We start from the raw sequence: 26,467 nt of genomic DNA on the forward strand, positions 1-26,467 counted from the left end.
AAATTTAATTAGTGACTTTGGTTATCAGCCATTCCTGTGTAAACTTCAGTCACTGCGTCCTTGCGGCTTTGCGCAAGAGCTTTGCCTGCTGCAGTCCATTTGAAACCACTACGCATCATCTCAGTAACCTGTTTCATCTCCACAATATCTGCATGGTGTCCGAGCGAGTTGTAGAACACACGGCCTGCACCCCAGCGTTTGGTCCAAACGACTGGCATATCTACTGGGCCATTCGCTGCGTGAGGACCGTTAACAATTGGGAAACGTGTTGTTGCTAGCACTTCTACTGCAGGGTCCACGTGCAGGTAGTACTGTTCGCTTTTCACCTGGAAATCTTCAATATGATCCAGCAAAGGACTGGAACCACGCTTCATGTTTACCGTGTACTCCACGCCGTCGTTCCCTGGATGCGCAACCCACTGTCCACCCGTCATGAACTGCCAGTCGACGTTGTTGCGGAACGCATCACACATCCCGCCATGAAGACCCGCGAGACCTACGCCGCTCTGAACAGCCGCAGATACGTTATTGACCAGTTCCTGTTCAATCTGTCCCATTGTCCACAGCGGAACGATTAGGTCCAGACCCAGCAGTTTCTCTGCATCGGCATAAGCTTCCAATGTATCTGAGACTTCAACCTCGAATTGTTCTTCCTTCAAAATGCGTTCAAAAATCGCTGCTACCTGCTCTGGTTCATGTCCATCCCAGCCGCCCCATACGATTAGTGCTTTGCTCATCACCCATCACTCGCTTTCCGGAAGTTAAGTTATTGTCATTCTATCGAACCTTGCTCAAACTCAAGACCTCTCCGAGGTCAACATCCTAGCTTAAATGCAGCTTATTTATTTCAAATGAGTGCCACCATGATGTCCAGTTCACAATTCAGTGGTTTAATGATTACATTTCTTCTAGCGACACCCAGCGGCGCTCTGTAACGGAACGTTCAACGGCTTCCAATACCGCTTGACAGGCAACCCCATCATGGAAACTTGGCTCAGGCTGCCGTCCTTCGGAAATCGCAGTCACCAGCTCCAGCATTTCATGTGTGAACGTATGCTCGAATCCAATCGTATGTCCCGCAGGCCACCACGCCTCAGCATATTTGTGTGCCGGATCGGTCGCCAGAACACGGCGGAAGCCCTGCACATCTTCATCGTCCTTTGTAAAATACACTTCCAGTTCATTCATCCGTTCAAAATCAAACCGGACGCTGCCCAGACTACCGTTGATTTCAAACGAGTTGGTACTGCGATGACCCGCTGCAAAGCGTGTAGCCTCGAAGCTCCCTAACGCACCATCTGCAAACCGTGCGAGGAACAACGTGGCATCATCTACCGTCACTTCACCCTTCGGAGCATCTGCGTTCGAACTGCCTTTGGCGCTAAGTCCGGTCATTTCCGAAGCCAGCGGCCGCTCTTTGATGAAGGTTTCGCTCATCCCAATTACTTCCTTGAATTCACCCACCAGGAAACGTGCCAGATCAATTAGGTGTGCGCCAAGATCGCCATGTGAGCCGGAACCGGCCACTTCTTTTTGCAGACGCCATACCAAAGGGAACGAAGGGTCCATGATCCAATCCTGAAGGAAAAACGCTCGGAAATGATAGATTTTGCCTAGGCGTCCGCTTTGCACCAACTCTTTAGCCAGCTGCACTGCTGGAGAGAAACGGTAGTTGAATCCGACCATGTGTGCAACCCCTGCTTCTTCAGCAGCCTGGAGCATTTCACGCGAATCAGCGAGCGACAGAGCCAGCGGTTTTTCACAGAACAGATGTTTACCCTGACGAGCGGCTTCCAGTGCGATTTCCTTATGGGCATCACTTGGAGCGTTAATATCGATCAGATCGATGTCATCACGCCGCACCAGCTCGCGCCAGTCCGTTATACTTTCAGACCAGCCGAACTGACTGGCAGCCTCCTGAACTCCCTGTTCGTTCCGTCCGCAGATTACAGACATCTCCGGCTGCAGTGGGGCAGACGGGAAAAACATCGGCAGACTGCGATAAGCATTGCTATGGGCTTTTCCCATAAATTTGTATCCAACCATTCCGACACGAAGACGATTTGACATGGTCATTTCCTCCTTTGGGATATAGCTATACAGATTGAACTAAAGAATATTTACACTTGCCACTCCGATGACAGAACGCCCTTTCGATCGCTGTTATCATAGCCATGTATTAATTACGAATTGAAGAGGCACGGATAATCAGCTCTGTAGGTAACAATTGCCTTGCTGTTTCTGCGGGGAGTTCGGTATTCACTGATGAAGCTGTTACTCCCAATGATCCATGAATAAGCTTGGATGCAGCTAGTTCTCCCATTTCATAAAAGGGAACCCTGACGCTACTCAGCGGTGGAACTGCCATCTCGGCCGCGTCGGAGTCATCGTAACCCACAAACGCGGGGAAATCCTGAACCTTGATCCCACGCTCACGCAAACCATGCATAACACCGATTGCCATCCGGTCATTCGCAGCAAATACAGCGTCAATCTCGTCAAGCCGAGCTGCAATGGTGGCAGCTGCCTCCACACCGCTTCGTCTGCTGTAATTTCCCTCCAACAATAGACTGGAATCCACCTGCATTCCGGCTTCATTCAGTCCGATTTGAACGCCCTGAAGCCGCTCCTGACTGTTGGAGTAACTATCCGGACCATTGAGAAAGGCGATATTCCGGTAGCCCTGATCGGTAAGATGACGGATTGCCTGCCTACTGCCCTCCACATGATCAGCATCCACTTCCATGAATGATTCACTATCAAAGTGCTGGTTCATGATGCAAAATGGATGTCCCTCCTGCTGAAGCTGTTGCAAGGCATCAAGTTCTCCATAATCATCCCGCGCGCCGAGAATGATGCAAGCATCCACTTTCTGACGGCGGAACAGATCCGTATAATTCATCACTTCACCCGGTGTCCTGAACATGACCAGCAGGTCCATGCCGTTGTCCCTGGCTTTGCTCCCAATGCCACTCAGCATTTCCGAGAAGAAATATGCCGAGAACAAGTGCGCCTTCGGAACGTAGGGCAACACCACGCCAAGGTTACCACTCTTACTTCTCGCAAAGCTGCGGGCCAGTGCGCTGGGCACATAACCCAACTGCTCAGAAGCTTCAATAACCTTACGGCGGGTTTCCTCTTTAATAGGACCAACGCCATTAAGAACTCGGGATACTGTAGCTTCTGAAACACCGGCAAGATCAGCCACTTCTTTACGGGATGCCATGGATCTCACCTCCTTCATGTTTCCTGAACACATGCAAAACCGATGCCATGTATCAAATAATTATGTACGCGCGTACATCTTCTCATGTGTTGTAAACGTTGTCAATGCTTTTAACACAAAAAAAGATGAGGATTTGTGTAAACAAATTCCCCACCTCTTGCTTACTATATTTTCTTGTAACTTGTCCCATGTTCCCTTATGATTCACATGACCACAAATAGTTCTTTATTGGCCCAGCTAACTACAGTACAGACCTACATCAGGTCGTCACACCGTTACCAACGGATGATTGACTGAACTCAGCCTGTTCTAAAATGGTGATATTAGCTGGAATGCGATCCGAAGGCTCAGGTGTCGATTGAAGCTGCCGTACTTTGTGTAGCACTTCCTTATTCGGAAGGAAATGCTGAGAACGAATGAAACGAATGGTTTTGGTTTTGGCACGCATGACAATGGAATCGGTCTCTGCCCGGTCATCTGCGAGGTAACGCACACCACCAAGAATTTCACCCGGAGTAACACCTGTTGCGGCAAAAATAACATCTTCCGTGCCGATCATATCCTGCATCGTTAATACTTTGTAGGGATTATCGATTCCCATTTGCAAGCAGCGCTGGAATTCGTCTGCGTTCGCAGGCATTAGGCGACCTTGAATCTCGCCTCCAAGGCAGGACAAGGCGGCTGCAGCAAGCACTCCTTCCGGTGCTCCTCCTGATCCGACATACAGATCAATACCTGCCTCTGGGAACGCAGGTGCCATTGCGCCAGCAACGTCACCATCACTGAGGAACTTGATTCGCACACCAACCTTGCGCAATGTTTTGATTATACTCTCATGCCGAACACGATCCAGAATCATGACAGTTAGATCTGAGATGTTTTTGTTCAATGCTTCAGCTGCTTTCTCCAATGTCACCTCAACCGGGTCTTCGATACTGACCTTGCCCACCAGAGCCGGACCTACAGCCAGCTTTTCCATGTACATATCCGGTGCGTGGAGCAGGTTGCCTTTTCCCGCGACTGCAATAACCGATAAAGCGTTGTTCAGGCCCTTGGCTACGATCTCTGTTCCTTCCAAAGGATCCACAGCCACATCAACCTCGGGGCCCTCAGCGTTGCCGACTTCTTCCCCGATATACAACATAGGTGCTTCATCCATTTCTCCTTCACCGATTACCACCGTGCCGCGAATAGACACGGAATCGAACATGGCGCGCATAGCCAAAGTAGCCGCCTCATCTGCACTATTCTTGTCGCCCCGCCCCATCCAGGGTGCTGAAGCTAACGCAGCCAATTCTGTTACTCGGACAATTTCCAACGCCAGTTCGCGTTCCATTTTTCCCACTTCCTTTCCAGTTTCCAAAAGCATACATTGAAAGCGGTACTAAATCCATCGCAAATCCATATGAAATTGATCTTAAAAGGGAGCAATAGCCCGATTTTGAGAAATTACTCCATTCTGTCCCTCATCGATAAATGAACACATTTACACACGTTTGAACATGCCTTTTTACGAGTCTTACCGCACTGAATTATTTCAAGTGGAAGCAGTATAATTTATCTTTTTTTCTAAACTCCATATTTATCACGTTGAGATTGTCCCAGAAACAGATAAGTACAAAAAAATTCGTATAACAACGTTATTTATGTAATTAAACTTACATTCACAAGGAGAACTATCCTGCACTCTCACGTTCGTCGAAAACGGTTTACATTAGACCCGATACAGCCATCCTGCACTTTCAAAGAAACAATATTGAAGACCTTATAACAGAAGTTTTTCATTCAAAGATTCGAACTGAAAATTCACCTAAATCCAGCTCTATCCGTCCCTAGCAATATAGATACAGTTTATGGATGTCATCGAAAATAATAAGTTTACATAATATTTATTACGTCGTTAAAAACTCAATTCTTTTTATTTCTCTTCAAAAGGTCTATTTTGCTTTAGCTTCGTGTGCCACATTAATATGATCTGGCTCTTTGATCAAACTTTTTAGGTTAGCAGGTTTCTTCCTCAGCCCCCAACATGGCAACTGCAATTTTCAGAAAATCCTCTTTTTGAATCTGCAAATGACCATATCTAAAATGATATCCCCAACGTGCTTGTCCCCGCGTAAGGAGCAGTTGATCCAGCAGATCAGCGATCTTCACCTGCTGACAAGGATAATACTGAACATTCCTCCGATGCGGTACAAAGGAATCCGACATATGGTACGTGTACACCTGATCGTCTATTATGCGCCCTATGGCGGTGAATGCTTGAAGTACCTTGCCTCCTTGCATGCTTGTTCGCGGCGAATAATAGATCAGCCAGTCTCCTGCATTCATTCTGCGCAGTGAAGCTACCTTGCCGTGACAGAGCTGGGCGAAGCCCCCTTCCACCCCTTTTTCGACATGTGAAGCAGACACAACGCCGATCCAGTAGCAGTTTCCTTTTTCAGATTTAGCCTCAACTTCTAACTGAGAAGCCAGGAGTTCACTCGTATGAATCTGCATAATTCCTTTGCTGGTAGCCATCCAATCACGCTTTTCCTTTTCCTGTTCATTCATCTCTGCACCTGTTCTTTCCATGCCTTCTTCAGACGCTCAAGCTGCAAGAAATGATGACGATAATGCATTTCGACCAATGCAAACCATTCCTCTGCGTTCAAACCGCCAAAGCTTGGATGTGTCAACGTACATTCCTGTATTGTTTCTTCCAGCAGCACTTCCAATCTCCGCATTTCATGCCTTACCTCATTAAATCCTTGAATTATTGATTCTCTTCCATCCGGTTGTAGTGGAGTATACTCAGGAGAAGCAGGAACGTGGATACGTATTGGAGGAAAACTTGCTTGCGCAAAAACAGCTTCACCTGTTTCTGTTTTGCCCTGGTTTTGCTTCTTATCCATGTCCTCCTCTGCGCTTATACAAAGTTGAACATTGGCTAAATGCATTTTCATTGCAGACTGAATTAAATGCTGGTACATCTGGCCCACCGACCACTCAGTCTCACTGGATTTGTAGCTTAACTGAGCATCGCTCATCAGCTCCAGTTCCTGCAAATAACGTTCCAACGTCAGTTCAAAATCACGTCGAATCTCTTCGTTGTTCCTTGTTATTGTCGTTTCCATACAAATACACAACTCCTTCAATCGCTTATAAACCGATCATACACAAACACTACTGACAACGTTATGTCAGTAGTGTTTAAGGAGATTGCTTGCTTCTTCTCTAATACGGATTCTCAACGATTCAGGCTCCAAAACCAGAGCCGAAGCTCCCCAGCCAAGTATCCAACGCAGTACATCTTCTGGATGCCTTACACGAAAATCTGCGTATAATCCATCTGTTTGCAGTTCTGCTTTCTCCATATAGTAATTATTCGCTTCAATCACTCTATCTGCAATTCGACCATGAAACCATACACGGACATAAACATCACGGTTGTCAGCTGGTGAGTAACTATGAATATTAAAACCTGGAGGAAGATCGAATGGTTCTGTACTAATCTCCAGGTCGCTCATGCGGGATATACGAAAATGACGAATCTCCTGTCGCAAATCACATCGGGCAATCAGCATCCATGAGCCTTGCATCCAAAGCATCCCGTAAGGGGAGGCCATACGGATGGTCTTTTGCATGGTTTCATTAATAGTTCCAGGTTTATGATAATGAAAACGGATTTTGAGCTTATGCTGCATTGCCTTTCGGATGATTCCCATATGTTCGATCTCTCGCTCGCGTGCATCACTGTCCGGTGAACGAAGTAAACGGATACCCTGTTGTATCTGTCCCACCTCTTCCCGAAGAGGCACGGGCAGGATTGCTTCAATTTTGGAACGGGACGTAAGGGATGTACTTTTGTAGTAGTTATCGAAGCGCTGTTCCACAAAATCAAGTCCGATGAGAAGTGTTACCGCTTCTTCAGCTGTGAAGCTGATCGGAGGCAAAAAGTATCCTTCCATAAGTGAATATCCTACTCCGGGTTCTCCTACCACAGGAACTCCTGCCTCACATAACGCCTGAATGTCTCTATATATGGTTCGAACACTTGTTTCAAACAAGAGGGCTAAATCTTCCGCACGTTGAACCTTCCCCCGCTGCAGCTCAAGTACAATGGCCAGCATACGATCCGATTTGTTCACGAATCACCCCTCCTTGTGTGTAATATCAATTACACCATCTTCATAGGACATTTATTATAAGTAACATATGGACAAATGAAAAGTATACAGACGAACAAGTTTTCGCAATGCCCGAATCGAACCATTTTCGTATGTTGTTTCATTAAACAACAACAAAGACCAACCCCCAGAACATAGGTTGGTCTATAAAAACTCTTATGATATTGAAATTCAGAGAAAGCTCTGACCTCACTACTTCCATGATCATTGGGTAGAACCCTTTCTATCATGCTCATCGATCACCTTGTTTACCACTCGTAGTATTCCTCCACAATATCCGTATTGGAAGCCGCCTTCTTCCACAAAAGCCTGCTGAATTGGATGCAACTTCCCTTCCTCTTCACCATGTAACCCTTCAATTGTTGTTATTTCACTGCCAACACATTGATAAGGCATAACGAGACAGGAAACCTTCGTAATAATCATCCTTATCTATCGTCCGTTAGAGATAGTTAGCAAGCAATATAGATACAGCTTATGAGTTAATCCAAAATAATAAGCTTACATAATAATTGTTACGTTATTTTAAGTTCATTTTTTTGATGTTTTCTTTTAAAAGGTCGATTTTCTCCCCATCTTTATTCACCACATAAATATGGTCTGGTTTTTTTTCCAAACTTTTACCGCTAATCACCAATTGGTGCCCGCCTTCTATGTTGTATTTTCGAATATATAATCCCGATCCTTCATCTTCATAAGGGTACGCTGCAAAATCATTCCATGTCAGGCTGTCTCCTTTCTCTGCGAGAGTATTTAGTTTTTTTAAGGGAATGGATGTACTCGCCCCCCCCTGATCATTATTTGCCTGACATCCTGAACAAAATGCAACCAAAAGCAACAATACTAAACTGAGTTTTCTAGGAATAAGTTTTGTCATTATTCTTCCTCCTTAAATCTTTATATGGAATAATTTGTAATAAATATCTTGATTTTATCACTATTGTACCATAACATAATTACCGTATATTACATTTTTTAGAATTTATTCGAGAGGGGGTTCTCTATTCATAAGCACAGCTGAGTTAAACACATTTCACATCGCATTTGGAATCAAAATATTTAATAAATTTCAGGAGGGGACGTAACAATGAAAAAATTAGTTTCATCTTTATTTGCAATGATCTTGTTATTCACACTAGCGTTACCTGTATTAGCTGAATCAAACAGTTCCAAAAAGGATACTTCTCCCGCAGCTGAAACTCAAACATGGTTGAATTGGTTTGACAAACTCACTAAAGAAGATCAATTAAAAGTAAGTTACAAACCAGCTGAATTAATATCTTTTAACGAGAATGCCCTCCTATCGTTACCTAATATAGACCAATTAGCTTCTTTCGCTCCAGATACTAAAGAATGGTTGAACTGGTTTAACAGTTTAACAGAAGAAGAACAATTACAAGTGAATTATCGACCTGCTGAATTCGCCTTATTGAATAAAACAGAAGTCACTGTTCATGAAACCCAATACAACAACCAGACTATTGATTCTAAAACAAACTCAAATGATCAATTAACTCTTCAAGCTCTTGAAACAATGCCTACTGGTGGATATGAACACCCTTATTCTTCAAGTGCATGGGAAAACTTGACGGATAAAGCTAATTGCTATGCATACATGTTGAATACATCCACATATTCTGGACATAAATTACAACCAGGTGAACTGGCCGGAAAAGTTTTTACAAGTTTAACTTCTTCGAGCATCATTAGTGCCTCTAAGCTTGACATGCCATATTTAAATAAATCCCTACGAACTTCTACATATAGTGAAGTTCCTGGATACAGAGAGTACAAGGTAGCACTAGTTATTGCACCAAATTATGATTATCATTGGTACAGACAGGATGCTGATGGTGGGTGGTCACATAAGCGTGGGCTAACTGCTATTGATTTTAGAGATGCCAGTGGTAATTCGATTCGTAATCCACAAACAGCTGATCGTAATTATGGAAATGGTCTGAATTATTCGACTTGGGGCGGATGGTACATTATCAAATATTAATCGTTAGAAATAAAGACCGAGCGAAGCGGAGATATGCCCTCCAGCGCCCGGTCTTCTTTAATTCCGTGGTTCAATCACAGGTCGATTACTTTCTTCTCTTCCGTTGTTAAAATGGATGATGATAAACAGGTTTCTCCTGCGGTACGAACTGCACGAAGAATTCCTCCATATCCAGTACAGCGGCACAGATTACCGCATAACCCCATTTCGATCTGTTCCTGACTAGGCTGCGGATTGCGGTCTAAGAGAGCCTTGGTGGAAATGACCATTCCGGGAGTACAATATCCGCATTGGAAGCCGCCCTCCTCCACAAAAGCCTGTTGAATTGGATGTAACTCGCCCTCCTTTTCACCATGTAACCCTTCTATTGTTGTTATCTCGCTTCCAATACATTGATAAGCCATCACGAGGCAGGAATTGACCGGCTCTCCATCCATCAGTATCATACAAGCGCCACATCGGCCGACTTCGCAGGAAACTTTTGTTCCGGTTAGATTTAAATGCGAGCGCAGTACGTCCACAAGACGGGTTGTCTGGGTGATCTGCAATTGTTTCTCCTCGCCATTCACAACGGCTGTCCAGAAATCGCCCAAAGGTTCAGTCATGATGAGCTCACTCCTTCCTGAAGCAAGACGCCAATTGGTTTGATCAGTTGATCGCGCGGAACTGGCAAACGATTAACCCACACACCTGTAGCCTGATGAATCGCAGCTGTTATGGCCGGAGCAAGCGCCACCGAACCAATCTCGCCAATACCCCGTGGTCCAAACGGATCGCCCTCTGGCAGATCTTCAATGGCCTCCACGTCCAGATTGGTGTGAATGTCGCAAATCGTCGGAATCAGGTAGGTGTCCAAATTGGTTGTCATATAGCGACTGTCTTGCATCACGGCATCCTCGGTCAATGTAAAACCCAGAGCCATTACACTTCCGCCTTCGATCTGTCCGATGAATCCCATTGGATTGATGACAGGGCCAGCAGCCACCACATGCCTCGTATCCAGCAATTTGGCTTCCCCGGTTAGTGTGTTTACCTCCACTTCTGCTGCTACTGCCGCATACGTATATAGATAATGCCCACCAACAACATTGTCCGGCGTGGTCGGATATTCAAATTGAGTATCAAAAATCCAATCTTCTGCTTCTCCATGCTTCGCTAGATCAACGTAAGAAACAACAACGCTGGAATTCATCGCCGGTTCATCTGCTTTAATTTCTGGAGAAAGCTGTCCCTTACGCCATACTCCCTCTATTCCAGTAATCAGTTCGTCAGCAGGAATTCCTGACAAAGCAGAGGCTACTGACAAAATTTTGGACCGAAATGGTGTCTGTAATCGCTGAAGAGCCATCCAGGCCATCGTCGTTGAACGCGAAGCGGTGCTTGAACCACTGTGCGGCACTCGATCCGTATCCCCAATAATAATACTCAGATCGGATGTTGAGCAGTAGAACAGATCGCAGAGCATCATTTCCAGCGTGGCAATGAGTCCCTGACCGAATTCTTCGTAGCTGAATGCCACTTCAATCTTACCTTCGGCATTCAGAGATAGACGGCCGCCCGCCGGATCGGGTATGCCATAACCCAACCCTGCTCCGTGCATCGCGATGGCTGCACCCACTCCACGTTTAATCCAGGGAGGCAGAGCAATATCTGTTGGGGGATGCTGATGCTTTTGCCATAACTCCGAACGATCCAGTGCCTCCCATACTTGCAACAGACCATCCGTGACCAGAATCCGTTGATTTAGTGGCCCAGGATCGGTCTTTTCCCTCATGTTGCGTCTCCGAAACTCCCAGGGGTCCATATCCATAATCTCGGCGAGTCGATCCATCTGACCCTCCATTGCAAAGATCGCCTGATTTCCGCCAAATCCGCGAAACTCTCCCGACACCCCATTATTCGTATATACCGAGACACCCTCCACATCTACATTGGGAATAGAATAAGGTCCGAGACAGTGTTCTGTGCAAAAATTCAGGACGGGTGCCCCCAGCGTGGCATATGCTCCGGTGTCTGCGGTAATGCGGACTCGGTGAGCCTGGATCATGCCTTCACGGCTGATTCCAGTCTGCATCTCAATTTTCATCGGATGGCGCTTCAGGCCTGCACGTACGGATTCTTTGCGTGAATTGTGCATTTTCACAGGACGTCCGGACCTTAAAGCAAGCAGTGCCCCATAAGGCTGCACATTCAGCTCATCTTTCCCGCCAAAAGAACCACCTATCGGAGATGAGACCACCCGGATATCCTCTTCGGAACATCCAATGATTCGGGCAAGCTGCATCCTGTCCTTGTAACCATGCTGTGTAGCCGCGTAGACATGGAGTCTCCCATTTTCATCAGGAACAAATAACCCGCCTTCTGTCTCCATATAGGCATGCATCTGCCGAGGGGTATAGTACGTCTCACTCACAATATGTTCGCATGCAGCAAAGCCCTCATCTATATTGCCTCGCTTGATTTCGGTACGGTGCAGCACATTGCCTGGGCCATGTTCATGGAGCTCTGGTGCACCGGGTGCCAGTGCAGCTTCTGGGCTGTCTAGCGGACTCCATTCTTCATACTCAACATGGATGGCATCCAGAGCGAGCGCTGCACGTTCCGGGGAGTCCGCAGCAACTGCGGCAATGGCATCACCGACATAACGAACGACATGCTCGCAAAATACAGGCTGATCCGGAGTTGCGATGCCAAACAGGTTCAAACCGGGTACATCTTTGGCGGTGAGTACAGCAAATACACCTTTCATAGCTTCCGCTTTGGTAGTATCGATAGACAATATGCGGGCATAAGGGTAAGAGCTTCGAAGGACCCTTCCGTGGATCATATTGGGCAGCGTCATGTCTGTCAGATATTGAAGCTGTCCTGTTACTTTGCCTATACCATCTGGCCGCAGATGCCAGCGTTTCCCACTACTATCCCGATTTAACAGCATGTTCTCTCTCCTTTCTGCCTTCAGAAGCTGTTGGTCTCACACTTTGCTTCTCCAAAATGGTTTTCTTTTATGAGCGAAGTGCTTCCCAGAGTCCGGCACCGAGCATATTACCTGCCGTTTGTTTGCGGTACTCTTCTGTAGCGAATGCATCGCTATAAGTCACGAATTCCGCCATAACCGAGGCAGCTAAAGATGAAGCTTGCATAACTGAAGTCTCCCCGCCAAGAAGCAGCTTTTCCGACTCCGTAAGTCGCATGGCCATACCTGAACCTCCACCTGCAGCGATCGCTATCTTAATCCAGTGGCCATCTATATCCACTTCTCCGTGAAAAGCAATCGTCACCAGCGATGCTGTAAAGGTCTCCCGCCGACCCAGTTTACGGTAAAATGAAATTTCACGCGCCACAGCTGTCTGCTCGCTATTGGCATCAGGCAAAGGCGTATTTTCCATTGGAATATGAATTCTCATTAATACATCATTCGGGTTGCGACTGCCGTCACGACCACCGTTCAGCCAGGACGAAAGACTGCGCATCTCCATGCCGTTCTCCGTCAACCAGTACAGCTGTGCATCGTAGACAAGGAGTGCGGGAATGGAGTCTCCTACTCCCGATACAATGTTTCCGCCAATTGTCGCCATATTCCGAATAGAAGGAGCGGCGATAGCGTTCATTGCAGATTGTAAAATGGGCAGCTTTTGCAGAAGAACGTCTGTGGCACAATGACTTAATCGCGTCACTGCTCCAATGACCAGATCATCTCCATCCACATATACGCCGCTTGCACCTGGAATACGAGCAAGGCTGATCATATGCTCAGGTACAGGAACAAGGCCGCCCTCCCACTGAGTACGCAATAATGTGGCCCCTGCTACATAACAATACTTTCCGGACAGTTCATTCTTTAAAGCTTGAAGTTCATCCAGATTAACGGGCTGCCAAACGGTTGGCTGCGCTCCAGACCCATATGCCGGCATGACCATCCTTCCATCTCCCTTCTCTACCTGGAATCTGTCTGCGGGGTGTTGGATATGAACGAATGATCCAAATAATTCTTCAAATCATATGGGACTGCAGCAATAAGGTCAATTATCTTCACATCATTTTGTATAAATGTATAAATAGATTCTTTGATTTGTGCCTGATGCATTATTAACTCTCCCAAAGCTAACACAAGCTACTTCATAACCCATTAGATAAAAAAACAATAAAGAGGCCAACCAGATGGTCTGGCTGACCTCATTACTTCAAGGAATAATACACAAGGAATCGCTCCTTCTATTTTCATTCATTTTATGCCATTCACATAATCCAGAATACGCTGCAGCTCTGGTTCGGTATCCGCATCCCAAAAGCTAAAATCAGACAACGATACATGCGTACCTGTATACTTGGCATTACGCATGATTTTTCGCGCCCCCTCATCTCCGCTGAGCGACAAAAGAGGCCCCAGCATATGTTCACGAAAGGCGACCGGAGGCTTACCTCCACTGCCATCCGTAGCTGCTGCATAATCACACCGTTTGTTGACGGCTAACGATTCAGCAACCCTGTTAATATCTCGTGCCTGCAATAGTGGTTGATCTGCCAAAATCATCATCACACCTTCTGGTCTGTATGCCATTGCAGACAGAATGCCACAATGAAGGGACATGGCCATACCGTATGCATAGTCGGTACAGATTGCAATCTGTAGCTTCGTCCTCATATCAAGATTACCGCCATATGATGGTTCATTGAGCCAGATGGAGGGAATCCATGCCAGTGAATCCTCAGGTTTGACCACACAGATAACTTTCTCCAAATCGGAATTCAATGCAGCTTCCAATGTCCATGCAGCCAAACATCTTCCATCAGGCATGACGATAGACAGTTTATCCCGCCCCATTCGGCTGCTCTTACCTGCCGCTAGCACGATGCCTGTCAGTCGCATGTGCAATCCCCCTCTGTACGTTGCGACGCTCTGCGGCAACAGCAGCTCGTTTACAGGCAATAAGTTCTGCTGCGATACTGATTGCGATCTCTTCCGGTCCGTCAGCACCAATGGTCAAGCCAACGGGTGAATGCAGATGTTTTAGTGGGGGGAGACCGTTCAGCAAACGTGCTGTCCGTGTTCTGGAGCCCATAATACCGATATATGCATAATCTCGATCCTCAAGTAATTCAAGAAATTCCCGTTCTCTCGGAAACTGATGACTCATCAATACGATATAATCCCCGCTTTGGATATCCAGTACAGGCATGATCTCACTTGGGAAACCATGAATAAGTTCAACCCCCGGAAAGCGTTCAGCGGTACATAAGGTTTCTCGCCAATCTGCTATGAGCACACGAAATCCTGCTGATTTGCCCAGACGGGCGACCGGAATCACATCATTTCCGGCTCCAATGATAATTAGACGGGATTTGGGCTCATATCTTGCAGAGATCTGGAGGGGAACATCCCACCGCTCTGCATCATTCAATCCATGCCTCTGAAGATCACTCTCTCCAGAATTAGATGCGACAGCGTCAGCTTCAGACGAATGAATAACGACTAAAGATAGTCGCGGTGTATCCTCTGTAATCAATGTATTTATTGGCCCTAGAGAAGCTCCCTTGGCAACTGGAGAATGAGATAATGATGTCTGGCTTTCCTCATCCTCAGCGAGCTGAATCAAATAATGAATTTGGGTGTAATGATCGTAGAATGAACGGGTTAGTACCACAGCTGAGCCACATTGAAAATACGCATGCATATGGGACATGACCGACCTGAGTTTACCACATACCGGCTCTAGCAGCACTATAATTAATCCGCCACAGCCAATGGTTTCTCCCCAGGACAGATCATCTTCGGGACGCATATCATACTCCACGAATTCCAACTGCTGTGTATCCAGCACACGGTCCACCCTAGCTTGCAGATCACTCTCCAGACAACCTGGACTGATGCTGCCATACATCGTACCTTCTTCGGTCAAAAGCATAGAGACTCCTTGCTTACGGTAAGCATGACCTTCTACCTTAACTGCTGTTGCGAGAACACAGCGCGGTTCCCGCGCTGCAATTGCACACATATCATGCATTTCCATGGCGTCTCCATCCTTTCAGGGATTTGAATCCGAATCCGTAGAAGTGATTCTGAGCCTTTTTAGCGAAGATTGAAAGTCTAACTCCTGCTCAGACAGTCCATTGGATGAGTTTCATCCGTTTGCATTTGATTAGATGCGTTTCATCAATCTTGCAATACTTTTATCCGATTCACGAAGTACGATACCACGATCAATCGTTTGAATCTTCCGGTTTTGGAGCACGATGCTTCCATCAATAATAACGGTGTCTACACAGCTGCGAGTTGCAGAATAGACTACACGGGAGTACACATCAGTCTCATAGGAAGGGTACGTATGAAAATCATCCAGATCCAGCAGCAACATATCTGCTTTTTTCCCCACTTCCAGACTGCCGATTTCCTTGGACATTCCGAGCACTTCTGCTCCACCCATCGTCGCCATGCGCAGCACCGTCCGGGCGTCCATCACTGTTGGACCGTGAGGCACCTTTTGAATGAGCGCGGTCAGGCGCATTTCCTGGAACATATCCAGATTGTTGTTGCACGGCGCACCATCGGCACCAATCCCTACCGCAATCTGGCGATTCAGCAGATCAGGAATATCCGCTATACCCGAGGAGAGTTTCATGTTCGATCCAGGGCAGTGGGTGACTTTTACACCGCGTTTGCGAATAATCTCCTTCTCTTCCTCACTCAGCCACACACAGTGGGCAAGCACCAGTCTTGGGGTAGCCAGACCGATATGATCCAGATAGACAATGTTGCGCATGCCACGTTCGTGTTCTACCAGTTCGATCTCGCCACGATTCTCAGAGGCGTGGGTGTGCACTTTCACATGGTAATTATTCGACAGGTCACGCACCTCGACCAATAATTCTTCGGTGCACGAGACGACAAAACGTGGACAAAACGCATACTGAATGCGGCCACCGCCGAATCCATTCCATTTCTCCAGCAAATCGACACTTTGTTGCAGCGAGGTAGCCGTATTTTCACGCAGCGGTTCAGGAACTTCATCCCCGTGATCCATCATTATTTTGCCGGAAATCACCCGAATGCCGCTCTGAGCCATCGCCTGAAAAGCCGAATCGGTATGATGCACGGTCTCCATATCCAAAATCGTTGTTGTACCGCTGGAAATCAATTCGCCCAAGCCGAGCATCGCCGAGTAATAGACAGACTCTTCATCATGCGCCGCCTCAAGCGGCCAAATGCGTTGACGAAGCCAATCCATCAGTTCCAGGTCGTCCGCACGTCCACGGAACAAGGTCTGACACAGATGAATATGCGTCTGGATAAAACCTGGAAGCAGTACTTTGCCTCGAGCATCAATGACCTGATCTGCCTGAACATCGATATGCTCCGCAATTTCTTTGATTTTATTGTCCTCGATCAGCAAATCTCCCGTAAATACATCCTCTTCTGCATTCATTGTGACGAGTTGTGCACCTTTTAGCAGGATCGTTCCCATGATAATCTCCCCTATCCGTATCTATCTGCGTAAATTTACTTATTCTGATCCTGCATTCTAAAGATGATCTTCTTTGGATCTATGCATGATGCTTTACATAAATCACGCTACCACCCGATAGCCATGCCATCTCCCCTGGGATCTGCTGCCCCACTAATCATGCCATCTTCACGGATGACAATCCCTTGGGACTGCCCCATAATCCCGTCCCACGGCGCTCTGGCTTCGACGTTATGTCCCCACCGGGTAAGCGTGTCACATACGTCGTCATGATAGCGGTTCTCCACTCTCATCGTGTCGCCTTCCTCGTTCCAGGTACGCCCATACACCCAACGCGGTAGCCCAATGGCTTCCTGAATGTTCAGACCATAGTCCAGCACACCCGTAAGAACTGATAACTGTGTCTGAGGCTGGCCTTCACCACCCTGCGTGCCTACGAGCAAATAAGGTTTCCCGTTACGAGTGACAAGACCCGGCATTAGGGTGTGGAATGAGCGTTTATTTGGTTCTAATACGTTAGCGTCCTTCGGATCAAGTGAGAAAAAGGAACCTCGGTTCTGCATGATCACACCCGTATCCCCGGGCACATAAGCAGCGCCAAAATCAAAGTACAGGCTCTGGATAAACGAGACGGCATTGCCTTCATTGTCCACAACCGCCGCATAAGCCGTATCCTGACCCATCATTTTGGACAGAAAAGGCTGTGCCACAGCAGGTGGAGCGGACTGAATCTCGTTCCATAATTCATTTCCATAAACCTTGGACAACAAATTTTCCAGCGGAATATCCCTGAAATCCGGGTCTGTGAGATAACGATCACGGTCACGAAATGCCTTTTTGACCACTTCAGCCATCAGATGATAAAACTCGGGGGACGTGCGCGCCACAGAAGATAGATCAATATGTTCCAGCATATTCAACATCATCAGCATCGAGAAGCCCTGTGAATTCGGCGGCATCTGGTGAACTTGATAGCCACGGTAATCGGTAGTGATCGGCTTCACCCACTCTCCCTTGTGAGCCGCGAAATCTGCTGGGGCAAGCATGCCGCCATCCTCACGAATAGCCGAAGTTAGCTGCTCTGCCAGTTCCCCGGTATAAAAAACATCGCGTCCACCTGCCTGAATCAGGCGAATGGAAGAGGCAAGATCAGGCTGCAAGAGCAGATCCCCTTCCTGCAAAAGTGTACCAAAAGGGGCAAATACCGCTCGCAGCGGTGAATGCCCCATAATGAAATTCTCATCACGTTCCAGCCACAGGCGCAGATTTCGAGATACAGGACATCCCTTTTCCGCATATAGCGCAGCTGGTTCAAGCAACTGTTCCCACTTTAACTTCCCATAGCGGGACCAGACTTCCCACCATGTATCTACCATTCCAGGAACGGTAATTGCACTAAGCACACCTCGCTGAGGAATGGCGCTCATCCCCATCGCTTTGAACGTGTCGGCATGAATGCCTGCTGCTGAACGACCGCTACCGTTGTAGGCCGTTATGTCACCACTTGCACCGTCGTGAATCAGAAAGAAAGCATCTCCGCCAAGTCCAGTCATATGCGGGTAGACTACGCCCAGCGCGGCACTTACAGCGACAGCAGCATCATAAGCGTTACCACCCTGCTGGAGCATTGAGCTGCCAACCGCACTCGCCAAATAATGTGGGGAGGTAACCATCACCTCCCTGGATATCGGCATCTGGTTCAACATAAGGCGCCCTCCTTCCCGGCATACACATCCAGCGCTGCCTGTACGGCCTCGCCTGCTGGCAAGGCGTGACGATGACGCAACAGTACAGCTTCCAGTGCGCCCAGCACATGGAGTACATTTTTGCGCTGGCAGCTGAATCCCATCGTACCAATACGCCAAATCTTGCCTTTCAATGGTCCAAACGAACTGGCAATTTCAATACTGAAATCGTTCAGAAGCATGCTGCGTACCAACTCGCCGTCTATGCCTTCCGGAATTTCGATACAGGTGACCATTGGAAGTTTACTGGACATCTCTCCATACAGTTTGAGCCCCATACCCTGAATTCCCGCGACTAACGCACGTTCATTGATCCGATGTCTCAGGAAACGGGCATCCAGACCTTCCTGAAGCAAAATTCGTAGTCCCTCGTGAAGACCGTAGAGCATCGAAGTAGCCTCTGTATGATGGTTTAACCGTGCCGAACTCCAGTAGTCCTGCAATTGGCTCAGGTCAAAATAATTACTGGCAATTGTGCGCCCTTCAGCCCGAGCACTTGTTGCATCGCGGAGGCCCCGTTCGACGGTTTTGCGGCTCATCAGTTTCTTCTCCACACGGCTGTTATACGTTAATGGCGCCATCCCGGATGGAACGGACAAACACTTCTGCGTTCCTCCCATGACTGCATCCAGATGCCAGGCATCTGTCTCGACAGGTGTTCCGCCAATTGTGGCAACCGCATCAACCACAAGTAAAATATCGAGTTCACGGCAGGCTTTGCCAATCTCGGCGAGAGGCTGCATTTGCCCGGTTGATGTCTCACCGTGAACCATCGCAACCAAACTCGGCTTATGTGCATGGATCGCCTTAATAACTTCTTCGGGATCAAATACCGTTCCCCACTCTGTTTCAAAAAAGATAACCTCGGCACCACATCGCTCCGAAATTTCAACCAATAGATGTCCGAAACGTCCATAGATGGGGATGAGCACCTTGTCCCCTGGCTGAATCAGACTGACCAGCACGGCTTCAATCCCTGAGCGGGATGTACCATCTACCGGATAACACCACTCATTGTCTGTCATGTATAGTTCACGCAGCATGGCCATCGTCTCATTCATCAGGGAAGTGAACTCCGGATCAAACTGCCCCAGGATCGGGAAGGATAATGCCCTCAGAACTCTTGGGTCGACTTCAACTGGCCCCGGTGTCATGATCGTCCGCAAGGACGGGGACAATTCTTTATAGTTGGACATCTTCACTCAACTCCCGTAACCGTATTTATAGAGTAACTGAACCAGAACCCGGAAACCTTTCATCAGGTCCTCTTCAGCTGTATATTCAAGGGGATTATGGCTAATGCCATCTTGGCTTGGTACAAAGATCATCGCTGTAGGACAAGCCGGCTGAAAGATCTGCGAATCATGTCCTGCGCCGCTTGGCAAGTGCATATAGGATAATTGCTCCACTTCACAAATATCACGAATGTCTGACGTAATCTGTTCGTTCATCGGAATAGGTGTGACAGACAAGTGCTCCTCCCAGTTCAGTCCGAGCTGTTGCTCGGCTGCGATTCTGCTAAATTCCTGTAGCATATTGTGCCAGCATCGATCAATGCTCTCTTGCCTGATATGCCGGATATCGAGCGAGAATACGGCCCGGGATGCAACGACGTTACCCACACCCGGATCGGCTGTTATTCGTCCCACTGTGGCTACAAGTGGTTCTCCCGCTTCAAGCGCAATGTTTCTTACGGCTGTAATCATCTCGGATGCACCTGCAAGTGCATCCTTGCGCCAGGCCATCGGTGTAGTTCCGGCATGATTAGCTACGCCACTTACTGTAATGCTAAAGCGTTTCTGGCCTACAATATCCGATACAATACCGATCGAATGGCCCAATTGTTCAAGGACCTGACCTTGCTCGATATGAAGTTCTATAAACGCACCGTATGTGTGTGAAGCCGTTCTATAGCTACTATCTGGTCCAAAGCCTGCATCATGTATTGCCTGTGCAAAGGTAATGCCCTCCTGATCCTTCAAATGTTGAACTTCTTCCAGCCCGCTTACCCCCGTTATACTCCGTGATCCCCAATAAGCGAAGGGGAATCGACTACCTTCTTCCTCACATAAGGACACGACTTGAAGCGTTCGTTTGGGTACTCCAAAATTTTTTTGCAGATACTCTAGCGCGAGCACTCCCGCAACTACGCCATATGCGCCGTCATACTTTCCACCATGCACCACAGTATCGATATGGGACCCCGTAACAATCGGTGCCTCTTCCATTCCTTTTCCCACTTCTGAACCCATACCTCTACCGTGCAGAGTTCCATACAGGTTGCCCGATTGATCGAATTCAGGAGCCAACCCTTTCTCCTGCATTTTTGCCGCAAGCGCATGCTGTGCCTCACACCATGCTTGGTCGTACAATAGACGTGTCACACCACCCTGGGCATCAGCGCCATAGGCGGATAACCATTCAAGCATGCCTTTCATCTCCACCTGCTCCAATTGCGGCAAAGGCTGGGTGGGACGTTTCGTTCCAGACGATGTGTGTCCTTCAAAGTTGTTCATGACACCCCCTCCGTTCCTTCAACACCAACCGGAACAGATGAGTTAGCACGGATAAACCGTCCTAAAGGTTCATCCGATAATCCTGTTTTTGAACTGTATACTCGTGTGCCCCGGCAGAACACATCTACAATGCTGGAGGAAAACGTGCGTCCCACATAAGGACTCTGTTTATGTGTGTAGTGCAGATCATCCGTATTTAAGGTTGCACTCTTCTCCCAATCAATTAGTACCAGATCCGCATCCTTACCGATGGCTATCTCACCTTTACTCTCCAACCCAAGTCTTCTCGCAGGTTGCAGAGCCAGAACTTTTCCGAGCAGCGGAAGGGCTACATTTCGCTGAAGATGTCCTTCCTCCAACATGAGCAGCAGCGTGCTTTGCGCACCCGAGATGCCACCCCAGATTTCAAAGAAATTATCAGATTGTTTCATCGATGGCGGACAGGGTGAGTGGTCGGATGCGATAACATCAATCAGACCTGCTCCCAGCGCATCCCATAACCGATTTTGCTCAGCTATACTTCGCAAAGGTGGCGCACACTTCGCTACAGCTCCCAACCGGACAACATCCTCCTCTGTCAGAGTCAGGTAATGGGGACATGTTTCAGAAGTTACATCCAACCCGCGCTGTTTTGCCTCTGCAATCAGATCAAGCGCTTCCCGTGTACTGATATGAACAAAATGCAGTGCACATCCGGTTTGCTCCCCATATTGCAGTGCTCGTGACACCGCCTGAACCTCTGCTTCTGCTGGGCGAGATTGCACGTAATCCATCGGGCCAATTCGTCCATCTGCAATACTTCTGGACCCCAGTTCAGCAACCATCGTCTCGTCTTCGGCATGAAGCGCCAGCACACGGTTTAGTTTTGCGATCTCGTACATGCCATTCAAAAGTGTATCGTCATCCGCTCTGGCGAAGATGTCTTCCCCTTCTCCGCCAGGTTCGGACATAAATGCCTTGAATCCCGCCGCCCCCATATCAGCCAAAGGCGCAAGCTCACTCCGATTGCCGGGAACAAGTCCTCCCCAGAACGTATAATCAACATAGGATTGACCGTCGGCTGCTTTCATTTTCGACTCCCAAGCCTCCGGTCTTATCGTTGGGGGGACACCATTAAGCGGCATATCAACGTACGTCGTAATTCCACCAGCAGCCAGTGATGCGGATCCCGATTTGAAACCCTCCCAGCTCGCGAGTCCAGGTTCATTAAAGTGAACATGAATGTCCACAGCCCCCGGCATCACTGTGAGGCCAATTGCTTCTATTATTTCAGTATCTTCATCACCCACCAGGTGTGAGGACAAAGCTGATATTTTTTCACCAGTAATCCCAATATCCAGCTCTTCCACGCTATCTCTCAATACAACCCGGGCCCCCCGGATGATCGTGTCTAATATTGTCATATGGATGACCCTCCCCTGATCAGAACCGGATTCGTATATTTCAGCTTCCCCGGTATGTACTGTAACCTCCTGGCGCAATCAACAAAGGAATGTGGTAGTGACTTGCAGCATCGGAAACGGCAAACCGAATCGGTACAACCGTCCATAATGCCTGCCCCAATTCTTCAAGAGATCGCTGTGCGTAATAACCCTCAACGTTGAACTGAAGCTCGTAGACCGCTTGCTCAAGCTTCCCTCCTTCAAGCAACGGTGCATCCAAACGCCCATCGCTATTAGTCACCGATTCAGCAACTTTCATTTTGTTTTCCTTCTCGCCATCCCTATGCAATACAAAAAGTTCAATCCGCACACCTGCGGCCGGAACGCCCTTGGAAGTATCCAGCACATGCGTAGTAATCCGTCCACCAGCCACCGACATCATGCCTCCCTTTCTTTCTTTGAGCCCCAATGGTCATCCTCTAGATCATCCCTTGTCATTGAGAAGCCCTGAAACCCATAAGCAGGTCTGGCCTCGGTAAATACTTTACCTTCTCCTTCTTTTACTTCCTCCAGCACCGTTTCCCATGTCCGATTGTTGGATTCGAATGAAACCTCACTAAGCTGTCCAAATCGACGCAAGAGCCTAAGTCCAATCTGATAAATCAGATGCTGAATGGATGCCGAACGACACGCATGGAATACGGCAGCAGCTACATCTCTTACCTGCTCCGCCGCTACATAACGTCCGCGCTGATCATCCATGCCATCTCTCGGGTCTTCGTAACGCCAATTGATATTCAGGAAAATGAACAGTGGACGATCCCATGTCTCAGGTAAGGTCGTGTACTCATCCTTGACGAAACCGGCAAATTCACTGCCTTTGACCTTAATCAGCCTGATATCTGCGACACCACTGAAATGATTGCTTAGCTCGACCTGATTTCCTTTTCGCTGCGCTTCAAGTGCAGCTGTCGCCCGATCATTCTGGGAATAACGGAATACCAGCTCACTTGCACGAAGGCTTCCTTCTCTGCGAACAAGCACATCTTCAAAAGGAATCTGATCTGCCGTCATTTGCACTTTGGTCATCTGCGGATATGTCTCCAGAAAATGTCGACTGACGTAAGCGAGAAAACCTTCCACCGTAGCTCCGTAGTAATCCGCAGCATGTTTCAGGATGAAATTCTTCATTGAATCCGTTGCAACAACGAGAGAATTATCTCCTTCGATAAAAGAAGGCAGAAATTCGTCGCCTTGCACGGCTACTTTAATGTTTAATCCGAACAGGATATTATTGCGTCCGGTAAATGGAGATTCCGGTATGGCCTGAATACCCGTCAAGGGTTTGGCGTATGAGCGGTACATCCATACATCACCTTTGCCGTAATACATGGTCCGCTGCTTTACTTCGGATGGCTTACATCCAAATTCATCTTTATGACCAACCTGTACCAGCCACTGCTCCAATCGAATAGAAGCGATCTTGAACACTTCCTTCAAGGCGGTCTGGAATTCTTCCTCTCTTCCTCTCCTATTGCGGTTCCGCATGGACTCCAAGATGGACTGTGCTGTATGACCTTTCACGGCCAATATAAAAGGAAAGCCGAATTGGATTGTATATTCTTTATTTAATTTACTAAGCTCGTTATATTGCTCCGCCGAAAGTGAATTAAGCCCTGCACCAGCCTGTTCCTGAACGGAATTGCTGCTCATGCTGATTCGTGCACCGAGATCCGGGTGATTGCAAAGCAACTGCAACTTGACCCTTTCATCGGATGTCTGAACTACGTTTTTCATTACATTCATCATGTGTTCAAAAGAGTCGAATGGTCGTGAAGGCCAAGAACGCTCCGCCACCCAAGGTGATTCTTCGAATAGTCCGCCAAACGTATGCACGAACTGTGTAATAGACCAGCTGTTAACGAGTTTAATGAAATCGCCCATGTTAGAACCTCCGGTCTTCTGTGGAATGTTGTTCTTCATTTTAAGTGCCTCATCGTACTGCGACAACAATATTTGCGCAATTTTGTAATATAACATAACATCAGTTATGTGATTTGTTAGTAGTGCACGGGAATTGATTGTTCAAATGTAATGAAAAGCGCAAAAAAACCGCACTTCCCCAAAGGAAATACGGTTTTATCTGACACGTTTGCTTCATTGTCATGCTGCACAAACCTTGTTCGGAATAAGGGTTAAGATCATTACCTACTTATTAATTGGGCCTGCCGTCGGATTAATGATTATGCGAATGAGGTCTTGCCGAGGTTTTATCCCGCACAAACTTGCGGAAGGTGAACACCAGCTTTAGTTTTAGCAGATCATTAGTCTTCTTAAAGTCCATTTGCAGCAAACTTCCGACTTTCTCCATTCGATAGGTAACGGTGTTCCGATGCACAAACAGTTGCTTCGCAGCCTCGTTAATAAGTCCATCATTCTCGATAAAAGATTCCAACGTATTCATTAGTACCTGATTGGGATCGCCGTCCCTCGCCAGTAAAGGCTCAAGTACTTTATTGCAATAATTCTCCATAATGTTATCCGGAACATGTTGGAATACATAGGCGAATTCCAGCATCTCGAACTGGAGAGCCCGATCTTTCATACCGAATCGGCGAGCCAGTTGACGGGTATCCAGACATTCCTGATAGGCCTCGCGCAGCGACTTCGGTTCATGCTTCATTTTGCTGATCCAAAACCGTGGTGCAGATGCTCCCTTGGCTTCCTGTGCTGCAAGAACATCACCGAACCGATTCAGCAGGAATGCTGATAATTCCTCTCCATAATCCCGCCCTGTTGGACAGGTATAGATGGATAGTATGCCATCTTCAATCTGAAAATGCTGTGAGGCTGTGAACTGCATAAGTGGGTTGTACTGCAACTCGCGGTGGATCTGCTTCAGCAGCTTTCCTTCTGCAAAAACAGACGGTTCCAGTGTGATCAACACACATTGATAGGTCCCCTGGAACAAATGAACCCCTTTATTTTCGCTGAGCTTGGTGAGTTCATCTACCGTCATTTTGTTATCTAGATATTGGGTTAACAGCGTACGCATCTCATCCTGAACGGTGGGGTTAATGTGTTCACGATAGGTCATATCCATATAGAATGCCAGGACATCCGCAGCCTGCTGAAACAATTCTTCCTCCGCTCTAAGTGACAGCGCCGAGTCTGTAAAGACGAGCAAAAATCCGTATTCTTCATCATTCTGCTTGATTGGTACCCGGTGGCAGCTTGCCTGATTCCATTTCACTCGGTGCATGACAGACTTCCAAGGCCACCCCTGCACTACTGCATCTCCCGCAATGCCTTCGCTGCCATACAGTACATGGCCGCGGGAACCAATTACCGCAAGCGGATAATTCAACACGGTAGCCAGTTCGGCAAATACATTACGATGCTGTTGCTGTTGCAATGCAAAGTGCATCAATTTTTTCTGTTTCTGCACCACCTCGTGCAGTAAACGATTGCTGCGTTCATGTTCAGCCCTGAATAACGCATTCATTTGGTCGGAAAATGTAAACTGGAACGGCAGTTCCAGCAGCGGTAATCGCAGTCGATCTGCTTCCTCGATAATTCCTTGAGGAATGGCCTGCCAGAAACGGCCCAATTTAATGCCTAATCCGGCACAACCACGTTCGTTCAGGCGGCGCATCAAACGAAGTGCATCGGTCTCGCTGTCTTTCATAATAAATGCGGTTGTGAAAAGCAATTCTCCGGATTTGATCCAATCCGCTATATCTGGAGCGTCCATGACGTTAACGGATTTCATCATCCGTGAAGTCCCTTCCCCACCTGCAACCAATCTGGCCTCAGACAACGGGTACACCTGTAAAGCCTCTTTAACCGTAAGCTGCATGGACATTACCTCCCATATATATAACGCATAAAGCGGTTTATATCCTTTATTTGGACTTAAACAAAGGTTATACACTTGGTTTTAACCATTTTATTGAAATTAACCTTG

23 protein-coding genes are annotated in these 26,467 nt (G+C 47.5%); 1 reads left to right on the forward strand and 22 read right to left on the reverse strand.

The window, feature by feature from the left end:
* Positions 1-8: 8 nt before the first annotated feature.
* The 9 genes from ACR1R9_RS11580 to ACR1R9_RS11620 all read right to left on the reverse strand — a co-directional run bounded on the left by ACR1R9_RS11580 (position 9) and on the right by ACR1R9_RS11620 (position 8,272).
* On the reverse strand, positions 9-737 hold the full coding sequence (locus tag ACR1R9_RS11580) for a ThuA domain-containing protein (RefSeq protein ID WP_090995973.1): 729 nt from the start codon (positions 735-737) through the stop codon (positions 9-11).
* Between the two features lie 160 nt (positions 738-897).
* On the reverse strand, positions 898-2,070 hold the full coding sequence (locus tag ACR1R9_RS11585) for a Gfo/Idh/MocA family protein (protein WP_053780576.1): 1,173 nt from the start codon (positions 2,068-2,070) through the stop codon (positions 898-900).
* Positions 2,071-2,179: 109 nt separating this feature from the next.
* Complete coding sequence (locus ACR1R9_RS11590) at positions 2,180-3,226, reverse strand: LacI family DNA-binding transcriptional regulator (protein WP_076288651.1); 1,047 nt, start codon at positions 3,224-3,226, stop codon at positions 2,180-2,182.
* A gap of 259 nt (positions 3,227-3,485) precedes the next feature.
* On the reverse strand, positions 3,486-4,562 hold the full coding sequence (gene glpX, locus ACR1R9_RS11595) for a class II fructose-bisphosphatase (protein ID WP_163754166.1): 1,077 nt from the start codon (positions 4,560-4,562) through the stop codon (positions 3,486-3,488).
* A gap of 665 nt (positions 4,563-5,227) precedes the next feature.
* Positions 5,228-5,779: an EVE domain-containing protein gene (locus tag ACR1R9_RS11600; RefSeq protein WP_433956444.1), complete on the reverse strand. Its 552-nt coding sequence runs from the start codon at positions 5,777-5,779 to the stop codon at positions 5,228-5,230.
* Positions 5,776-6,342, reverse strand: a complete 567-nt coding sequence (locus ACR1R9_RS11605; protein WP_099853939.1) for a DinB family protein — start codon at positions 6,340-6,342, stop codon at positions 5,776-5,778. Before ACR1R9_RS11605 ends, ACR1R9_RS11600 begins: the two co-directional genes overlap by 4 nt.
* A gap of 66 nt (positions 6,343-6,408) precedes the next feature.
* Entirely contained in the window at positions 6,409-7,356 is a 948-nt protein-coding gene (locus tag ACR1R9_RS11610) for a helix-turn-helix transcriptional regulator (RefSeq protein ID WP_433920984.1), read from the reverse strand.
* A 243-nt stretch (positions 7,357-7,599) separates the two neighbouring features.
* On the reverse strand, positions 7,600-7,821 hold the full coding sequence (locus ACR1R9_RS11615) for a 2Fe-2S iron-sulfur cluster-binding protein (protein ID WP_433920983.1): 222 nt from the start codon (positions 7,819-7,821) through the stop codon (positions 7,600-7,602).
* A 94-nt stretch (positions 7,822-7,915) separates the two neighbouring features.
* Positions 7,916-8,272, reverse strand: a complete 357-nt coding sequence (locus ACR1R9_RS11620; protein WP_076288646.1) for a hypothetical protein — start codon at positions 8,270-8,272, stop codon at positions 7,916-7,918.
* A gap of 210 nt (positions 8,273-8,482) precedes the next feature.
* On the opposite strand from ACR1R9_RS11620, the gene ACR1R9_RS11625 reads away from it, so the two are divergent.
* Entirely contained in the window at positions 8,483-9,397 is a 915-nt protein-coding gene (locus tag ACR1R9_RS11625; protein WP_433920982.1) for a hypothetical protein, read from the forward strand.
* A gap of 74 nt (positions 9,398-9,471) precedes the next feature.
* Here the strand turns inward: ACR1R9_RS11625 and ACR1R9_RS11630 are convergent, their stop codons facing one another.
* From ACR1R9_RS11630 to ACR1R9_RS11690, 13 genes are all read right to left on the reverse strand, one after another.
* Positions 9,472-10,002 carry a (2Fe-2S)-binding protein gene (locus tag ACR1R9_RS11630; RefSeq protein WP_433920981.1) on the reverse strand — a complete coding sequence of 177 codons (531 nt, stop codon included), beginning with the start codon at positions 10,000-10,002 and terminating at the stop codon, positions 9,472-9,474.
* A complete protein-coding gene (gene pucD / locus ACR1R9_RS11635; RefSeq protein WP_433920980.1) occupies positions 9,999-12,332 on the reverse strand; it encodes a xanthine dehydrogenase subunit D in 2,334 nt (777 codons plus the stop codon). Before pucD ends, ACR1R9_RS11630 begins: the two co-directional genes overlap by 4 nt.
* A gap of 67 nt (positions 12,333-12,399) precedes the next feature.
* Positions 12,400-13,314 (reverse strand): FAD binding domain-containing protein, encoded by a 915-nt coding sequence (locus tag ACR1R9_RS11640; RefSeq protein ID WP_433920979.1) that lies wholly within the window; start codon positions 13,312-13,314, stop codon positions 12,400-12,402.
* Positions 13,315-13,619: 305 nt separating this feature from the next.
* Positions 13,620-14,264, reverse strand: a complete 645-nt coding sequence (locus ACR1R9_RS11645) for a nucleotidyltransferase family protein (protein ID WP_433920978.1) — start codon at positions 14,262-14,264, stop codon at positions 13,620-13,622.
* Entirely contained in the window at positions 14,230-15,405 is a 1,176-nt protein-coding gene (locus ACR1R9_RS11650; protein ID WP_433920977.1) for an XdhC family protein, read from the reverse strand. The genes ACR1R9_RS11645 and ACR1R9_RS11650 overlap by 35 nt, the downstream gene beginning before the upstream one ends.
* Before the next feature lie 129 nt (positions 15,406-15,534).
* On the reverse strand, positions 15,535-16,857 hold the full coding sequence (locus ACR1R9_RS11655) for a 5'-deoxyadenosine deaminase (protein WP_433920976.1): 1,323 nt from the start codon (positions 16,855-16,857) through the stop codon (positions 15,535-15,537).
* 107 nt (positions 16,858-16,964) lie between these two features.
* Positions 16,965-18,563 carry a gamma-glutamyltransferase gene (gene ggt, locus ACR1R9_RS11660; protein ID WP_433920975.1) on the reverse strand — a complete coding sequence of 533 codons (1,599 nt, stop codon included), beginning with the start codon at positions 18,561-18,563 and terminating at the stop codon, positions 16,965-16,967.
* Positions 18,557-19,798 carry a pyridoxal-phosphate-dependent aminotransferase family protein gene (locus ACR1R9_RS11665; RefSeq protein ID WP_433923645.1) on the reverse strand — a complete coding sequence of 414 codons (1,242 nt, stop codon included), beginning with the start codon at positions 19,796-19,798 and terminating at the stop codon, positions 18,557-18,559. The genes ggt and ACR1R9_RS11665 overlap by 7 nt, the downstream gene beginning before the upstream one ends.
* 6 nt (positions 19,799-19,804) lie before the next feature.
* Entirely contained in the window at positions 19,805-21,118 is a 1,314-nt protein-coding gene (locus ACR1R9_RS11670) for a Zn-dependent hydrolase (protein ID WP_433923644.1), read from the reverse strand.
* A complete protein-coding gene (gene allB / locus ACR1R9_RS11675) occupies positions 21,115-22,521 on the reverse strand; it encodes an allantoinase AllB (RefSeq protein WP_433948955.1) in 1,407 nt (468 codons plus the stop codon). The genes ACR1R9_RS11670 and allB overlap by 4 nt, the downstream gene beginning before the upstream one ends.
* 40 nt (positions 22,522-22,561) lie before the next feature.
* Complete coding sequence (gene uraH / locus ACR1R9_RS11680) at positions 22,562-22,939, reverse strand: hydroxyisourate hydrolase (protein WP_099853961.1); 378 nt, start codon at positions 22,937-22,939, stop codon at positions 22,562-22,564.
* Positions 22,939-24,483 carry a factor-independent urate hydroxylase gene (pucL, locus tag ACR1R9_RS11685; protein WP_433923642.1) on the reverse strand — a complete coding sequence of 515 codons (1,545 nt, stop codon included), beginning with the start codon at positions 24,481-24,483 and terminating at the stop codon, positions 22,939-22,941. Before pucL ends, uraH begins: the two co-directional genes overlap by 1 nt.
* A 253-nt stretch (positions 24,484-24,736) precedes the next feature.
* The gene (locus ACR1R9_RS11690) at positions 24,737-26,359 is read right to left on the reverse strand and encodes a PucR family transcriptional regulator (protein WP_433923641.1); all 1,623 of its coding nucleotides are present in this window, start codon (positions 26,357-26,359) and stop codon (positions 24,737-24,739) included.
* Positions 26,360-26,467 lie beyond the last annotated feature (108 nt).

It is taken from the genome of Paenibacillus taichungensis, from assembly GCF_050994985.1.
GTDB lineage: Bacteria > Bacillota > Bacilli > Paenibacillales > Paenibacillaceae > Paenibacillus > Paenibacillus taichungensis.

Bases quoted from the DNA above. Each gene is read 5' to 3' on its own strand.
- ACR1R9_RS11580 (WP_090995973.1), bottom strand. From the start codon at position 737: ATGAGCAAAGCACTAATCGTATGGGGCGGCTGGGATGGACATGAACCA.
- ACR1R9_RS11585 (WP_053780576.1), bottom strand. From the start codon at position 2,070: ATGTCAAATCGTCTTCGTGTCGGAATGGTTGGATACAAATTTATGGGA.
- ACR1R9_RS11590 (WP_076288651.1), bottom strand. From the start codon at position 3,226: ATGGCATCCCGTAAAGAAGTGGCTGATCTTGCCGGTGTTTCAGAAGCT.
- glpX (WP_163754166.1), bottom strand. From the start codon at position 4,562: ATGGAACGCGAACTGGCGTTGGAAATTGTCCGAGTAACAGAATTGGCT.
- ACR1R9_RS11600 (WP_433956444.1), bottom strand. From the start codon at position 5,779: ATGAATGAACAGGAAAAGGAAAAGCGTGATTGGATGGCTACCAGCAAA.
- ACR1R9_RS11605 (WP_099853939.1), bottom strand. From the start codon at position 6,342: ATGGAAACGACAATAACAAGGAACAACGAAGAGATTCGACGTGATTTT.
- ACR1R9_RS11615 (WP_433920983.1), bottom strand. From the start codon at position 7,821: ATGATTATTACGAAGGTTTCCTGTCTCGTTATGCCTTATCAATGTGTT.
- ACR1R9_RS11620 (WP_076288646.1), bottom strand. From the start codon at position 8,272: ATGACAAAACTTATTCCTAGAAAACTCAGTTTAGTATTGTTGCTTTTG.
- ACR1R9_RS11625 (WP_433920982.1), top strand. From the start codon at position 8,483: ATGAAAAAATTAGTTTCATCTTTATTTGCAATGATCTTGTTATTCACA.
- ACR1R9_RS11630 (WP_433920981.1), bottom strand. From the start codon at position 10,002: ATGACTGAACCTTTGGGCGATTTCTGGACAGCCGTTGTGAATGGCGAG.
- pucD (WP_433920980.1), bottom strand. From the start codon at position 12,332: ATGCTGTTAAATCGGGATAGTAGTGGGAAACGCTGGCATCTGCGGCCA.
- ACR1R9_RS11640 (WP_433920979.1), bottom strand. From the start codon at position 13,314: ATGGTCATGCCGGCATATGGGTCTGGAGCGCAGCCAACCGTTTGGCAG.
- ACR1R9_RS11645 (WP_433920978.1), bottom strand. From the start codon at position 14,264: ATGCGACTGACAGGCATCGTGCTAGCGGCAGGTAAGAGCAGCCGAATG.
- ACR1R9_RS11650 (WP_433920977.1), bottom strand. From the start codon at position 15,405: ATGGAAATGCATGATATGTGTGCAATTGCAGCGCGGGAACCGCGCTGT.
- ACR1R9_RS11655 (WP_433920976.1), bottom strand. From the start codon at position 16,857: ATGGGAACGATCCTGCTAAAAGGTGCACAACTCGTCACAATGAATGCA.
- ggt (WP_433920975.1), bottom strand. From the start codon at position 18,563: ATGTTGAACCAGATGCCGATATCCAGGGAGGTGATGGTTACCTCCCCA.
- ACR1R9_RS11665 (WP_433923645.1), bottom strand. From the start codon at position 19,798: ATGTCCAACTATAAAGAATTGTCCCCGTCCTTGCGGACGATCATGACA.
- ACR1R9_RS11670 (WP_433923644.1), bottom strand. From the start codon at position 21,118: ATGAACAACTTTGAAGGACACACATCGTCTGGAACGAAACGTCCCACC.
- allB (WP_433948955.1), bottom strand. From the start codon at position 22,521: ATGACAATATTAGACACGATCATCCGGGGGGCCCGGGTTGTATTGAGA.
- uraH (WP_099853961.1), bottom strand. From the start codon at position 22,939: ATGTCGGTGGCTGGTGGACGGATTACTACGCATGTGCTGGATACTTCC.
- pucL (WP_433923642.1), bottom strand. From the start codon at position 24,483: ATGAAGAACAACATTCCACAGAAGACCGGAGGTTCTAACATGGGCGAT.
- ACR1R9_RS11690 (WP_433923641.1), bottom strand. From the start codon at position 26,359: ATGCAGCTTACGGTTAAAGAGGCTTTACAGGTGTACCCGTTGTCTGAG.